Origin of the sequence: Pseudomyxococcus flavus (assembly GCF_050038885.1) — a bacterium.
Classification (GTDB): Bacteria; Myxococcota; Myxococcia; order Myxococcales; family Myxococcaceae; genus Myxococcus; species Myxococcus flavus.
This window is the reverse complement of sequence record NZ_CP143624.1, coordinates 2,237,576-2,251,257: the sequence shown is the minus strand read 5'-3', so window position 1 is coordinate 2,251,257 and position 13,682 is coordinate 2,237,576. Positions and strand designations below refer to the sequence as shown.

Genomic DNA, 13,682 nt, shown 5'->3' with positions numbered 1-13,682 from the left:
CGCAACCAAGCGCACTCAATCTGGAATTCGATGGCCGAAGAAGTAGCGAGCGCCTGGCTGGTACCTGTCGGCGTCTCCTCGTTCTAAAAACTCCTCGACGATAGCCGCCGCAGTGAGGTTTTTCAGCCTGCCGGAATCGTCGAAGAACGCACGGCAATCCAATCCAGTGGTGGCTTCGAGGAGCATCCTCCCATCCTCGATTCGGTCTCGACGTTCGCCAGTCTGCACACGCTTTAGTAGACGCCGGGCGACGTTCCGGATATTCAGACGCTCTCCTTCGACGAGCGCCTCTTTTTCGTAGAGCTTTTGACTGGAAACTAGCTCCTGAAAGGTCTCCTCAAGCTGCTTGAGATACTCATCAGTCAGCAAGACCGGCAATGACTCCTCAAAGGGCGGCGGCAGCCCATTCGATTCCCACAGAACTCGCGGTCCACGTGCGACAGGTCCCGGCTCAGTCTCAAGCACCTGCGATATATAGAATTCAACCTCAGCCTCGACCTTTCTGTCCTTCAGCTCTCGATAGTGGCGTATCAGATATGGCACGCCCCACACGCCTCCTGAGCAAGCAAGGACCTCGCAAAAGTATCGCCGGGTATACGGACTCCGCCTCGGCTCAAGCAACTTCTCGGAAGAAGCCTCGAGTTCGCGAATAACAGAGTAGGGAGCCGCATAGGACAGCAGCACTGCGCAGGCATCCCAGACTTCCGCATCCCGGACCTCGCGCATCAACGCGACAAGTCTTTTAGAAACCTCAAACCTGCCCTGCTGGAGGTTGGCGAGGACGCAAGGGAGAATACGCCAGGGATCGTTGCTGGCAAGGTGCTTCAGGTCTGCGACATCCGAAGGCGGGGGCGTAGTGAAATGCACTCCGGCGCCTGTTTCGATAAAGCTATTCCAAAGGTAGGGGGGGCGCATGGGTCACCTGAACAGCTTTACACGCTCTTCTGACTTCGGAGGAATCATGTTCTGAATCCGCGTCTGAGTATTTTCAATCTCCAGACACGCATCTTTCAGGACTGAGTTTGGAACCAGATTGCCCATGGAGAACGGGCACCCACCAGCGTCTGCTGGAGTCATGTGATTCACTTGATCCTCGTCGTCGATAGAATACCCCTTATTTCGCCACAATTTGATTGATTCCCTGCGGGCCGATCTCCAACGGCCATCCCCCTTGACGTCGCCTGCCAACCCAGGCTGCAGAACCTTGAAATGGACACCGCACCCCTGGTCCGGAGGGTTGTGCACGTTGGGACAGTTGGGGTGCTTCTGTCGGAGTTCCTGGAGCTTCTTGAAGTCACGCTCGCACTCATCGCCCATGCGGATGATATTGTCCTTGACGGGGATGCCCAACTTCGGGTCGGGCTTGTTCGCCCAGGAGGGCATCGGCATCTTTCCCTCCGCAACCTGCTGGAGGATGCCCTGCATCTCCGCACGTCGATTCATCCGGTATTGCGCGATACGCCCGTAGAACTCCATCTCCGGAATGGTCTCGAAGGGTTGCCCCGTCACCGGGTCCTTCTGGTTCTCGTGCAGCGGCCCCTGGCAACACGGGCACGCGTTGAAGGTGACCTGGCCTGGACTGCCCGTGGCGCTCTGCGCGAGGTTGGGGGTGGGGACGGCGTTGTTCGCGTTGCTGCCGTGGTTGGAAGTCGTGAGGTCGATATGCCTCGGGACATTCTTGCCCTCGACATGGACATCCATCGACCAGGAGATGAAGTGCGTCTTCCCCGTAATCTGATGGGAGATGATGCCCGCTCCGAAGTTGCGGGTGGCGGCCTCGTTCCCCAGCGGGGACGTCGCGTAATAGGACTCGTCCCTCAGCATGACGGGCTTGCCGTTGATGGTGACGCGCTTGCTGCCCTGCTTCATGTCCCGGGAGAAGGAGGTGTTCGGGTAGGGCACCGGCACTGGCCCCGCTGGTGGTGGGGGAGGACTCATGCACACGTCCGGGAACGCCGCCACCACCTTCCCGTCCCCGTCGGCGCAGGCCACCTCGTTGCCATTGGCGAATACCTTCATCAGGGCATCCCTCGTGGAGTGTACGTGTCAGGACCGCGCAACACCGCTGCTGCCCTCCCTCCAGCCGAGTCGGACGTGGAGATGAGGGCCCGGGGGCCGGGCGCATAGCCATGGCGCATGGCCATTGAGGCCCAGGCCAGGGCCACCAGGCCCGAGGCCGCCCCTGTCTCCCCCAGGGACTCCGCCGGGAGCCACAGCGGCGTGGACTCCCGGCGCGTGTGCAGCAGCCGCGAAAGGGCCAGGGAGAGCTCCTTGAAGCCATAGCCCTCTCCCGAGGTGTCAGCGACGCGGAAGTCCACCTCGGCCACGTCGACGCCGCCCTCGGCCAGGGCTTCCCGGTAGGCCTGCGCCAGCCCCAGCCCGCGCAGCGGCTCGTCCGACGGCAGCGTGGCCCGCTCTTGTCCGAAGCCGAGGCCCACCAGTCGCAACGGACATGCGTCGTCGCGACGTGGCCTGCGCGTCACCAGGAGGCAGGCGGCGGCCTCGCCGGGAATCACTCCGTCCGAGTTGTCCGGGCGCAGCAGCCGCCCCTGTCGCAGCAGTCCGTCGAGACTCGAGGCGTTGATGAAGCTGTCCACCGCGGCCACCAGGCAGCCGGGAAGTCGCGGGTGACGGGCCAGCAGGAGCCGGGCTTCGGCCAGCGCCCGGAGTCCCGCCGTATTCCCCAGGGCCAGACTTCGGGACAAGGTGCCTTCCAACCGAAGCCTGTGGACCTGCCCAAGGTGCTCGAGGGCCCGGGGAAACACCTCCGGGACACCGCCCGGGCGCTCCGGGGTGGACGTACCCACCAGCAGGGGCAGGTGCGCGAGTTCGGCGTCCTCCAGGCCCCGCACGGCGCCTGCCACCGCCATGCCCAGCAGTCCCAGGACGCGTTCCTCGCGCCGCAACTCGGGTGGGAGCGTCGACAACTCCGAGAGGACCATGGGCGCCCCGTCGTTGTCGTGGTAGCTGCTCCGCTTGAAGCGATTCATCCGCGCACGCAGGGCGGCACCGGCCGACTCGGCGCTCAGTCCCAGCGGGCAGGCCATACCCGCGGCGGCGACGTACAGAGGCGTGGCGCTCATGACGCCCCTCCCATCCGCTGCGTGCGCCGCCTCCAGGAGACCAGGGCGCCCAGGCCCCGGAAGTAGGGCTTGCCGCGTACGTACCTCACCGGCCCTTCCTTCGAGTTCGGGCGGGGCAGGCCCACCTGCACCTCGCGAAGATGGGAGAGCTTCTTGCCCAGCGGCACGGAGGCACGCCACGTCACCACCACCTCGCGCGCATCCGCGTCGAGTACCACCGTGTCCATGCGTGCCTCGGCGCTGACGTCGGACTCGCGGAAGCGAAAGGCCACTGGCACCTGGAGGCGCGGCAGCGTCACCGACCACGGGCCGGACTCGGTCAGGCCCAGACAGCGGAACACCTCTCCGCCGCGCAGGGCCGGCAGTTGCTGGTCCTCGGGCGCGCACTGGAAGTAGCGCGGGCTGAAGTCCCGGGGAAGGAAGGGGTAGTCCTCCGAGAGCCAGCGCTCGTCGTACGTGCCGGCGTGGGCGAGGCGAGGCTGCCAGCCACGGCCCACCGGGCCGAAGCCCACCGGCACTGTCTTTCCATCCCACCTGTCCAGAAAGTACCGGGGGTGCTCCAGGTTGGGCAGTGGCGTCCCCACCGCATCCGCGGCGCGCGGGTTCTGCCGGAAGCCCCGGCCCACCGGGTTGCGCAGCTCCGCACCGTGGTACTTCGGCTCCGGGTGGGAGGTGTCGACTCCGCCAAAGGCCAGCTCGTAGCGCAGCGGCATCCGGACGAAGGGCTGGGGCGGCGTGGGTTTCACGCCGGTCAGCCCCTTCTCCCAGCGGCGGTCCCCCGTGACGCGAAGGTCCTTCTGCCGGCCCGGCATCTCCACGCGCACCAGCATTGCTTCCGTCGCGCGCCCGTGAGGGGCGACGGCGTGGCCCAACACGAGGACGTCCACCAGGGGCTTCGTCAAGGCGAAGTCATTCTCCCGGAGGAGGCTCGTCGTTTCGGGTGCCCCGTGGTGCTCGTCCGTGTAGGCCACCGGACGTTGCACGTCCGCCAGTAGGGGCTCGCCGGAGCCGTTCATGCGGAAGGTGCCTTTGACGGCGACGACGCAGTGCTCTCGCGCCTGGGCGTCCGTCGCCACGGTGAGGCCCGCGGACATGCCCGTGGTGTTCTCGCTGATTTGCATGGCGTCTCCTCGTGTCAGCGCAGCGTGCGCTCCAGGGGCAGAAGGCTCAGGCGCGCACAGCCCGCCCGGGCCTGAGCCAGCGCCGCCCACTGGCGCGGGGTGAAGGCCCGGGTGGGAATGCGGTGCTGGCCCTGGCTGCGAATGGCCAGCTCGCGTGCCAGCACGTGCCGGCGCCGCATGGGGCCGTGCGTGAGGGCCTCCAGCAGCACGGGCCCCTCAAGGGGCTGGCCATTCAGGTAGCGTCCTGCTGACTGGAAGCGAGGACGGGCCTCCTTCCACCAGTACCTCACCGCCCCAATGCACGGCCAGGGCAGGTCATCCTCGGGCTTGGGCACCAGGTCGGCGTCCAGGTCCTCTTGAAGTTCGGGTGGCAGCGGCGCTCCTTCGGGCCGCTCTCCGGGAGGGAGGGCATAGAGGCCCTCCAACTGGAGGCCCGTCATGGCGGAGAAGGCTTCCCCCGCCAGCCGTGCCGCCAGGGGGTCCTCCAGAAGCGCGAGACAGGCTTCCATGGCGACGAGGCGCCCACTGAAGCCCAGGGCCCAGAGGGCATGCGGGCGCATGTCCCGCGCCCCCAACATGTCCACCAGCAAGGCCGCATCTGCGTCGGTGCCGAAGAGGGCGAGCAGCACCATGGCCTGGGGCGTGTGGGCATTGCACGCGCGCACCGCCTGACGGCAGGCCTCCCAGGCCACCCGCGCGCCCGAGGTGAGGCCAGCCTCCATCGCCGCGGCGCGAATCCCCGGGTGCCCGGACTCCAGGAGTCCTGGGAGGAGCCGGCGCACGGTGTCGTCGGGAAGAGGTGGGCAGGCGCGTAACGCCGCCATCCGCGCCTGTGGCTCAGCGTGGAGGAAGGACTCCGCAAGCAATTCAGGAGGCGCTTCGTGGCGGAAGGCCATCGCCTCCAGAAGCTGGGCCTGAAGGGAGACGTCATCCCGCCTCAGAAGCGGGAGAAGGTGCTCACCCACGTTGGGGGCCGCAGTCAACCCCACCGCGCGTCGGACAGCCGCCCTCGCCTCGAGCGCGTCACCGGCCATGAAGTTGAGGAGGGCTTCGACGTGCCCCTGGGCCAGCAGTGCATAGGTAGCGGCGGTGATTCGCGTCGCTTCTCCCGAGTCCAGTGCAGGCCAGAGCAAGGACTCGGCGGCCTCCGCGCCGCCCAGCACCAGTCCATGCAGGTGTGCCGCCAACTGCTCCTCCTGTCGCGCCACGTCCGAGAGGGTGAAGTCCGGCGCCTCCAGGGCCCTTTCCCATTGCAGCCACCGGAAAGTTGCCTCGTCCAGGTGCTCTTCCAGCACGTCCTCCAACACCATGGCACGCCCCCTAATTGATTTGGATGGAGCCGCCCTGGAGACGGACGACGCCCTCAGCGCACGTCTCCACGTAGGTCCCCTCCAGCAGGATTCGCCCGCTACCCAGGAGCGTCAGGCGCGCCCTGCCACACCGTAGGACGAGGCTCTCCCTGCTTTGGATGACCTGGATGTCCGCCGCGTCGTCGCCAGAGTGGGGCCATGCCGCTGGATGGCTTTCTGCATCGGCCTGGCCCCCGCGGGCGCCCAGCGCACCCTGCGCGTGGACTTGAACCGCCATGCCTTTTAGGCGCACGGTGCCCTCCGCCGAAGTCTCGACGGACGCCCCCTTCAGGGAGACCTTCCCGTTGCGCAGCAGGGTGACGGCAGCGTCCCCGCAGCGCAGCACGAGCCCGTCCCTGCCTTGGATGACGCGAGTGGGCGACTCGGCGGCCTCAACCCGCGCGCCCGGAATTGCATCCGAATGTGAGGCCCGAGGCGCAACGGGCAGCAGGGCGGTGATGATGGGAAGCCGCGGGTCTCCCTCCTCGAAGCGGAGTTCCACCGGCTGACGTGACTCGACAGCCGCCTGTATTCCCTCTGCGTCCAACCGCACAGCCTTGCGTGCCACGCGAGGGCCCACCGGGTTGCCGTCGAAGTCCACCACGGGCCGGCCTTCGCCGTCCGTCCCGACGATGCGCCCCAGGCGACTCTCCCAAAGAGGCTCCAAAGTCACCTCGGGGGAGGTGATGTGCACAGGCAACAGGTGACTCATAGAGATTCCCCCCTCTTCGAAACGCAACGACAGGGCGCTGGCTGGACAGCGTGAACGGGTGCGGCCTCCGGCCCTCGCGGAGGCTGAACTACCCCATGCCGCGCAGCGATTCAAACCACCTCACTTGCCTTTACCTCGCAACCCTACCGACCCGGGCTGACTCGCAATGCACGAGGCGTGCTCGGAATAAGAGCCACGCCTAAAGTGCAACGGAGCTGAAGATCCAAGGCCGGCGTGAAGGTTGGCTGGCTATAGGTGATGCTCGGCACACTCCGCGCCCGGCGCATCGACAGGTACGCGCGCCCCCATGCGTGGGAGGGAACGCCGCTGGACCTTGCGGAGCGGGCGCTTCGACAGTGCGTCGGAGCGGCACTGTTCCCGGCGGTGCCGTGCCGCGGGCTGCGATGCAGCCTCGCGGCCATCGGAGGCTCAGTCCGCGGTGAAGTAGAGGTTGTCGAGCAGCAGCGTGTCCGCGGCCGCGCCCGCTCCGGCGATGAAGACGAACGGTGCCTGCACCGCGCTGAGCTGCACGCCGCCCGCGGCGAAGTCCGCCAGGGGGATGGCCAGGTGGTGCCACTGCCCGTCATTCACGTAGCCATACTGCGCCGCGGGGAGCTGGACGCTCTCGTCGTCATTCATGCCAATGGACACATTGGCGAAGCCCGGGTCGGCCGAGTTGAGGCTCACGTGCAATGTCTTCCATCCGTCCAGGTTGCGGGGCGTGTTCCAGTGGACGCCGAAGCCCAGCCACGTCTTGCCCGCGTGGACCACCAGGTCGGCCTGGCGTCCCTCGACGCGCGTGCCGGAGGGCTCCAGGGTGAGGGTGCCCTCGTAGAGGTAGATATGCGTGTTGACGCCGTCCACCGCCACGTCCTCGGAGCGGCCTCCCTCGTAGAACCCCACGGCGAGCCGCCGCTGGCCCGGTTCGTAAGGGAAGGGGCCCGGCAGCACCTCGTCGTCGGGCTCCTCGCCGGCGTCGGGTCTGTCGATGCCCTGGTCCGTGTAGTCCGGCACGCCCGGATCGGGGCGGCAGCCCGCCAGGAGCAGCAGCATCGCGAGGCTCGCGCGCTTCATGGCCGCACCGCCCTTTCCGTGCCGTTGGCCGTCTGCATCAGCACCCAGCCGCCCTGCACCATGCCGCCCATCTCGACGATGCCCTTGTAGGCGGGCGTCGCCAGATCGTAGGCGTAGGTGCCCGTGGCGTCGTACGTCACCGCGTCCGGGAACACGTCGAGCATGTTCTGGTACGCGCGGATGGCCTGCTGGCGGACCTGGGGCAGGGTCTCCTGGGGGGCCTCACCGTTCTGGTAGACGGCGAGCAGGTTGGTGCCCACGTAGAACTGGGCCTCGCCTCCCGGCTCCCGCGCGAGCAGCGTGGCCCAGGAATAGAACGCGGCCACGCTGCCGGCCTGGGCCTGGATGTCCCACTTCGTCTCCGCCCCCGGCGTGCTGAGGCGGAAGGGGTTGTTCGGGTCTTCCAGCACGGACGTGTCGGGATGGATGCCGACGTCCGCGCTGTAGAGCTGGAGCGTGAGCCCGTCCAGCGATTCGCCATACACGAAGCTGGCGGGGTCGTAGCAGCCGGTGACAGCCCCGGCGCAGGCCAGCAGGAGCCACGTCTTCATACGTCCTCCACTAGAGAGACAGGATGGCATAGGCGCCCAGTTCGTATTCACGGCCTTCGAGTCCTTCCTCGAGGGCCATGGTGTTGAGGCCTTCCGAGTACTGGTCCAGCATGCGCACCAGGCCGCGCACGCCGAAGCGCGTCGTCACCGTGCCCAGGATGGGGCGCTTGAGGCCGTAGGACAGGTCTCCGCCGAGCTGGATGGGATAGGTGAGGTTGAAGACGCGGTGGTAGTCGTACGGGCCCCAGTTGTTGAAGTGGAGCTGGGTCGTCAGCATCACCGTGTCCCACAGCGCGGAGGCATCCACGCCGAAGCGCCGCACCTGCCGCGCGTCCTCGCCGGAGGACTGGTTGCTGCCCACGAAGGCGGCGCCGAAGACTTTCAGGCGCGGCATCGGGTTGGTCACCACGCGCAGCGTGGCCTCCCATTCATCGCGGGCGGGGGGTGCGTTGCCGAAGGCCACCATGCTGCCGTCCGCGAGGATGGCGATGCCCGCGTCGCGTGACGTCGGCTGGCGCCGGTACACCAGGTCCAGGCCCGCGGCGAAGGGCGCGTCCTCGCGCATGTCGCGGTCCCACTGCCAGAACCAGGTGCCGGGCGTGGGGTCGAAGGTGAGCAGCAGCTCGGCGCCCAGCGTCTCGCGGTTGTCCAGCACGGTGAAGGCGTCCACCAGCACGTTGCGCGGCCGCACGCCGGCGAAGTAGCGCCCCGTCTCCGGGTCGAACGCGTCCTCGATGCGCGGATTGGGCCCGATGAGGGGCTTCTGGTACAGCAGGTTGGGCGACACCTGGAACGAGCTGCCGACCTGGATGACGGCGCCCGCCTGCCCGCCGAAGTGGTTGCCGCGGCCGCTCTCGCGCAGGCTCCAGCCCGTCAGCAGGATGCCCTGCTCCGGGCCGCCGTCCGCCACCAGGCCCCGGTAGGACCCCTGGATGAACGTGCGCACCGAGCCCAGGTCGTAGGTGAGCCGCGCCTTGGCGCCCAGGGTGTCGAGCACCCGGATTTCGTCCCGCAGCACCTCGTAGCCGCTGTTGAGGTAGCTGGGCCCGTCCGTGGGGCGCGTCCAGGTGAACTCCTCGCCCACGCGCTGCGGGGCCGCGAGGATGCCGCCCACCTCCAGCGCCATGGGGCCCTTCGCCCAGTTGAGTGACAGCGTGGACCTGCGCGCCACGCGCTCGCGGATGACGGAGGCGGTGAGCTGGGTGGCGCCCCGGGCGATGTCCTCCTGGTGCATCAGCGTCAGCGTCACCGGCCCCACGTTGCGGCGGTACTTGGCGACGATGGACGGGTTGGCGCCCCAGTAGAGCTCGGGGCCCACGGCAATCTTGAGGCCCTCCAGGTTGTTCTTGCCGGTGAAGACGACGCCGAAGGGCGCGTTGCCCTTGTAGATGTCCAGCGCGGGGCCGTAGTTCGCCTCGCGGTACAGGCCGAAGAAGTCGCCCTCCTCGCCCCAGTGGTAGTGGGCGGTGCGGTAGAAGCCCTCCAGCTGGAAGTCCGCGCGGTCGAGCTTGAACTCGGCCTGGTACAGCGCGAGCCGGTCCAGGCCGAGCGGCTGTTGCTGCTGACCGGGGATGCCTCCGACGCCGGGCACCGGTGCCTGCCCACCCACGGCCGGGTTGCCGGCCCCTCCCGGAGCGGAGGGGATGCCGCGGTTCTCGTAGAAGATGTTGTTGAGGCGGTTCTGCGCCACGTTGCCCACGACGTTGAACGAGGCGCGGCCATACACGCCGGACGTCGGCTGGAGCGTGAGGTCGAAGAAGATGGACTCCGTGTGGTCCACGGCCACCTGGTTGGGCCGCACCGTGGCGACGCTCCCGCGCGACAGGGAGCTGTCCATCATCAGGCGCAGGTTGGAGACGCGGACCGCGCTCAGGTCATCCGCGCGGGCCAGCGCCATCGACGATTCGTAGCCCCGCGACATCTCCGTGGGGCGGATGGACGCGAAGTGCTCGCGGATGGTGTCCGGGTTCGTGGTGGGGGCATACGGGTCCAGGCGGAAGGCGGCCTGGAGGACGTAGTACGCCGTGCGCGGCTGGAGGCGGGCGATGCCGGCCTCGTCCTCCGGCCCCAGCGCGCAGATGCCGAACCACTCCTCGTTCATGTTGTTCTGGCCGGGCACGAAGTCGGCGGCGTAGCCGCCGTTGGGCCAGGACGCGGTGGTGTCGTGGATGGAGAGGTTGGTCTCCTGGTTGTACTTCCACCAGCCGTCCACCCACTGGAACACGAAGCCGCCCAGCGCGTTCTGCGCGCGGCCCTGGCCGTAGGCCTGGGAGTAGATTTCCTCCCACTGCTTGCGCAGGTACTCGGCCTGCGCCAGGTGGTCCTCGCGGCCGGCCTTGGCGTCATAGGCGTCCGCGCCGAACTCGGTGAACATGACGGGCTTGTCGAGCTTGCGCAGCACCTCGTCGAACAAGTCACGGGCGGAGGGGCCGCGGTAGACGTTGGAGCCCAGGATGTCCAGCTCGGGCATCAGCCGCGCGATGAGGTCGATGTACTGGAGGTCGCCGTTGGCGATGGAGACCGGGTGCAGGGTGTCGCGCTTCTTGATGGTCCGCACCGCCTCGCCCATCAGCGAGTAGAGGTGCTCGGCGCGGGCGGTGTCCTCCTGGCCGGGCAGGGCCTCGATTTCGAAGCTGGTCCAGTGCAGGCCGTAGTTGTTCTCGTTGCCCAGCATCCACATCAGCACGCCGGGCACGTCCCGGTACTTCTCCACCTTCTGCGCCAGGTCGTTGAGCAGCGCCCGGCGGTGGTTCGGGTTGGAGTAGTCCGTGTTCGGCACCATGACGCCGTCCACGTTGGTGCCGTAGCGGCCCATCAGCGGGTTCACCACGGTGTAGATGCCGTAGTTCTTGTGGATGTACGTCACCCACTGCGGCGGAATGTCGTCGAACTGCCGGATGGCGTTGACGCCCATGTCGCGCAGGAGCGTCATCTCCCGGTGCAGCACCGCGCGGATGAAGTCCTCCTTCTGCGTCCACAGCGAGTAGCGGTAGTTCTCGCCAATGGGCGTGTAGCCCCAGTTCATGCCGAAGATGGGGAAGTCCCGGCCGTTGACCTTGAGCTTGAAGCCGCGCTCGTCGCGGTAGACGCGAACGGCCTGGGCCTCCGCGTGGACGTTGACGGGCGGCACCCTCACCACCGGCGCGTCCGACGGCGGCACCGGTGTCTCCTGCTCCACGGGTTTGTCGGTGACCGGCTCGGCGGCGGTGGGCTCGGCGGGCTCGGGGCCCGCCACCGTGGGCGACTGGGCGGGAGGAACTGCCGTCTCCGGGCCGGAGGGCGGTGGCACCTGCGTCAGCGCGACCGCGAGGCTGGTGAGGAGGGCGAGCGAGTTCACGCGGCGAGCTCCACGTCCAGCCCGTTCTTCTCGACCAGGGCCTTGTAGAGGTGGGCGCTGTCCTTCGGGATGCGGCGCTGCGTGTCGTAGTCCACGTAGACCATGCCAAAGCGCTTCTGGTAGCCGAAGGCCCACTCGAAGTTGTCCAGCAGTGACCAGGCGAAGTAGCCCGCCAGCGGCACGCCCTGGCGGATGGCCTCCAGCGAGGCCTCCAGGTGCGAGCGCAGGTACGCCACGCGCTTGTCGTCATGCACCTTGCCGTCCGCGCCCGGGCCGGTGGCGTACGCGCAGCCGTTCTCGGTGATGTAGAGGGGGCCGGGCTGGTAGTGCGTGTGCAGGTGCTGGAGCAGCCGGGTGAGGGCGGGGGCGTACACCTCCCAGTCCATGTCGGTGCGCTCCGGCTCGGGGTGAACGGTGCGCGGCGCGTTCTGCGACTCGGGGATGCGGTCGCTGCGCATGATGGCGCGCGAGTAGTAGTTGATGCCCAGGAAGTCGGTGGGAACGGCGATGGTGGCCATGTCGCCCTCGCGCACGAAGTCCAGCGTGGGCGAGGCGAGGTGCCCGTCCTGGATGTAGTCCTCCACCACGTCCTTCGGGTAGCCACGGCCGTAGAGCGGGTCCAGGAACCAGCGGTTGAAGCTGCCGTCGTGCCGGCGGCACGCCTCTTCGTCCTCGGCGCTGGGCGACGCGGGCCAGGCGGGCGAGAGGTTGAGGGTGATGCCCACCTGGGCGTTCTTCACGTTGGCGCGGATGACGGGCACCGCCTGGCCGTGGGACACGAGCAGGTGATGCGCGGTGGCCAGCACCTCGCTCCAGTTCTTGTGGCCGGGGGCATGCTCGCCGTTGCCGTAGCCCAGCACGCTGATGCACCAGGGCTCGTTGTGGGTAATCCACCGCTTCACCCGGTCGCCGAGCTTGCGGCTGGCGGCGTCGGCGTACTCGACGAAGGCGCTCGCGGTGTCACGTGAAGGCCAGCCACCCTGGTCCTGGAGCGCCTGGGGCAGGTCCCAGTGGTAGAGCGTGACGAAGGGCTCGATGCCCGCCTCGAGCAGCCCGTCCACCAGCCGCGAGTAGAAGTCGAGGCCCGCCGCGTTCACCTTGCCGCGCCCGGTGGGGAGCACGCGGGGCCACGCCATGGAGAAGCGGTAGGACTTCACGCCCAGCCAGCGCATCAACTCCACGTCTTCACGCCAGCGGTGGTAGTGGTCGCACGCCACCTTGCCGTCCGAGCCATCGCTGATTTTGCCGGGGGTGGCGGCGAAGCGGTCCCAGATGGACTCACCTCGCCCGTCGGCGCTGGTGGCACCCTCAATCTGGTAGGCGGAGGTGGCCACACCCCACAGGAAGTCATTGGGGAACTGCCGCATTGTCGGAGGCTCCTTTCGAGGATTCGAGGTGGCAGCGGACCGCGTGGTCCGCGGCGTGAACGTGAGGCGGGGGGAGGGAGGCGTGGCAGCGCGCGTCGGCATGGGGACAGCGGGGCGCGAAGGGGCAGCCGCTCGCGGGCAGGGGGCCGGTGGCCGGCCGCACGGGGAGCGGGGTGTGGAGGAAGTCGGCGCCATCCGGCACGGCGGACAGCAGGAGCCGCGTGTACGGGTGCCGTGGGGCCGCGAGCACGTCGGCCGTCCTGCCGGACTCCACGACGCTGCCCGCGTAGAGCACCAGGACGCGGTCGGCCAGGTGCCTGGCGCTGGCGAGGTCGTGGGTGATGAAGAGGATGCCGATGCCGCGCTCGCGCGTCAGGCCCCGCAGCAGCTGGAGCACGCCGCGGCGGGTGGACACGTCCAGCATGGAGGTGGGCTCGTCCGCGATGATGACGTCCGGCTCCACCGCCAGCGCGCGTGCCACCGCCACGCGCTGACGCTGGCCTCCGGACAGCTCATGCGGATGGCGCCGGGCGAACTGCTCCGCGGGTGTCAGGCCCACGGACTCCAGCAGGGCGTGGACGCGCTCCTTCAGCTCGGCGCGCGTGGCCCGGCCATGGCGCAGCAGCGGGCGCTCCAGGTGGTGCGCCACGGTGTGGACGGGGTTGAGCGAGGCGAAGGGGTCCTGGAACACCATCTGCACGCGGCCTCGGTACGCGAGCGACGCGCCGCCGCGCTCCTGGGTGAGCACGTCCTCGCCGCCCAGGCGCAGGCTGCCGGCATCCGGCGAGTCCAGCCGCGCCAGCACGCGAGCCAGCGTGGACTTGCCGCTGCCGGACTCGCCCACCAGCGCGACGATTTCGCCGCGCTCCAGGGTGAAGGACACGTGGTTGAGGAGGGTGCGGCGCGCGCGGGACAGGAACCCGCCGATGGGAACTGTCCGCAGCAGGCCGGTGGCCTCCAGCAGGGGCGCGCTCATCGTCCACCTCCAAGGCGAGCGCTGGGCGTCGTGGGGAACGCCACCGTGAGGCAGGTTGCCCCTTGGGGGCCGGACGCGCCCGAAGGTGCGGTGGGGGCCAACGCGAGCCGCT

11 protein-coding genes are annotated in these 13,682 nt (G+C 68.4%); all 11 read right to left on the bottom strand.

Annotated elements, in window-relative coordinates; all coding sequences use genetic code 11:
- Positions 1 to 15: 15 nt before the first annotated feature.
- The 11 genes from VZL07_RS09435 to VZL07_RS09385 all read right to left on the bottom strand — a co-directional run bounded on the left by VZL07_RS09435 (position 16) and on the right by VZL07_RS09385 (position 13,570).
- Positions 16 to 915: a hypothetical protein gene (locus tag VZL07_RS09435; RefSeq protein WP_426755069.1), complete on the bottom strand. Its 900-nt coding sequence runs from the start codon at positions 913 to 915 to the stop codon at positions 16 to 18.
- Positions 916 to 918: 3 nt separating this feature from the next.
- The gene (locus VZL07_RS09430) at positions 919 to 2,019 is read right to left on the bottom strand and encodes a PAAR-like domain-containing protein (RefSeq protein WP_426755068.1); all 1,101 of its coding nucleotides are present in this window, start codon (positions 2,017 to 2,019) and stop codon (positions 919 to 921) included.
- The gene (locus VZL07_RS09425; RefSeq protein ID WP_426755067.1) at positions 2,019 to 3,083 is read right to left on the bottom strand and encodes a hypothetical protein; all 1,065 of its coding nucleotides are present in this window, start codon (positions 3,081 to 3,083) and stop codon (positions 2,019 to 2,021) included. The genes VZL07_RS09430 and VZL07_RS09425 overlap by 1 nt, the downstream gene beginning before the upstream one ends.
- Positions 3,080 to 4,204 carry a DUF2169 family type VI secretion system accessory protein gene (locus VZL07_RS09420; RefSeq protein WP_426755066.1) on the bottom strand — a complete coding sequence of 375 codons (1,125 nt, stop codon included), beginning with the start codon at positions 4,202 to 4,204 and terminating at the stop codon, positions 3,080 to 3,082. Before VZL07_RS09420 ends, VZL07_RS09425 begins: the two co-directional genes overlap by 4 nt.
- A 14-nt stretch (positions 4,205 to 4,218) precedes the next feature.
- Positions 4,219 to 5,514: a TIGR02270 family protein gene (locus VZL07_RS09415; protein ID WP_426755065.1), complete on the bottom strand. Its 1,296-nt coding sequence runs from the start codon at positions 5,512 to 5,514 to the stop codon at positions 4,219 to 4,221.
- A gap of 10 nt (positions 5,515 to 5,524) precedes the next feature.
- Positions 5,525 to 6,265, bottom strand: coding sequence for a DUF6484 domain-containing protein (locus VZL07_RS09410; RefSeq protein ID WP_426755063.1), 741 nt, complete (start codon positions 6,263 to 6,265; stop codon positions 5,525 to 5,527).
- A 429-nt stretch (positions 6,266 to 6,694) separates the two neighbouring features.
- On the bottom strand, positions 6,695 to 7,339 hold the full coding sequence (locus VZL07_RS09405; protein WP_426755061.1) for a hypothetical protein: 645 nt from the start codon (positions 7,337 to 7,339) through the stop codon (positions 6,695 to 6,697).
- The gene (locus VZL07_RS09400; protein WP_426755059.1) at positions 7,336 to 7,890 is read right to left on the bottom strand and encodes a hypothetical protein; all 555 of its coding nucleotides are present in this window, start codon (positions 7,888 to 7,890) and stop codon (positions 7,336 to 7,338) included. The genes VZL07_RS09405 and VZL07_RS09400 overlap by 4 nt, the downstream gene beginning before the upstream one ends.
- Positions 7,891 to 7,900: 10 nt before the next feature.
- Positions 7,901 to 11,227 carry a glycoside hydrolase family 2 TIM barrel-domain containing protein gene (locus tag VZL07_RS09395; RefSeq protein WP_426755057.1) on the bottom strand — a complete coding sequence of 1,109 codons (3,327 nt, stop codon included), beginning with the start codon at positions 11,225 to 11,227 and terminating at the stop codon, positions 7,901 to 7,903.
- On the bottom strand, positions 11,224 to 12,594 hold the full coding sequence (locus VZL07_RS09390; protein ID WP_426755055.1) for a GH1 family beta-glucosidase: 1,371 nt from the start codon (positions 12,592 to 12,594) through the stop codon (positions 11,224 to 11,226). The genes VZL07_RS09395 and VZL07_RS09390 overlap by 4 nt, the downstream gene beginning before the upstream one ends.
- On the bottom strand, positions 12,575 to 13,570 hold the full coding sequence (locus tag VZL07_RS09385; RefSeq protein WP_426755053.1) for an ABC transporter ATP-binding protein: 996 nt from the start codon (positions 13,568 to 13,570) through the stop codon (positions 12,575 to 12,577). Before VZL07_RS09385 ends, VZL07_RS09390 begins: the two co-directional genes overlap by 20 nt.
- Positions 13,571 to 13,682: the final 112 nt, after the last annotated feature.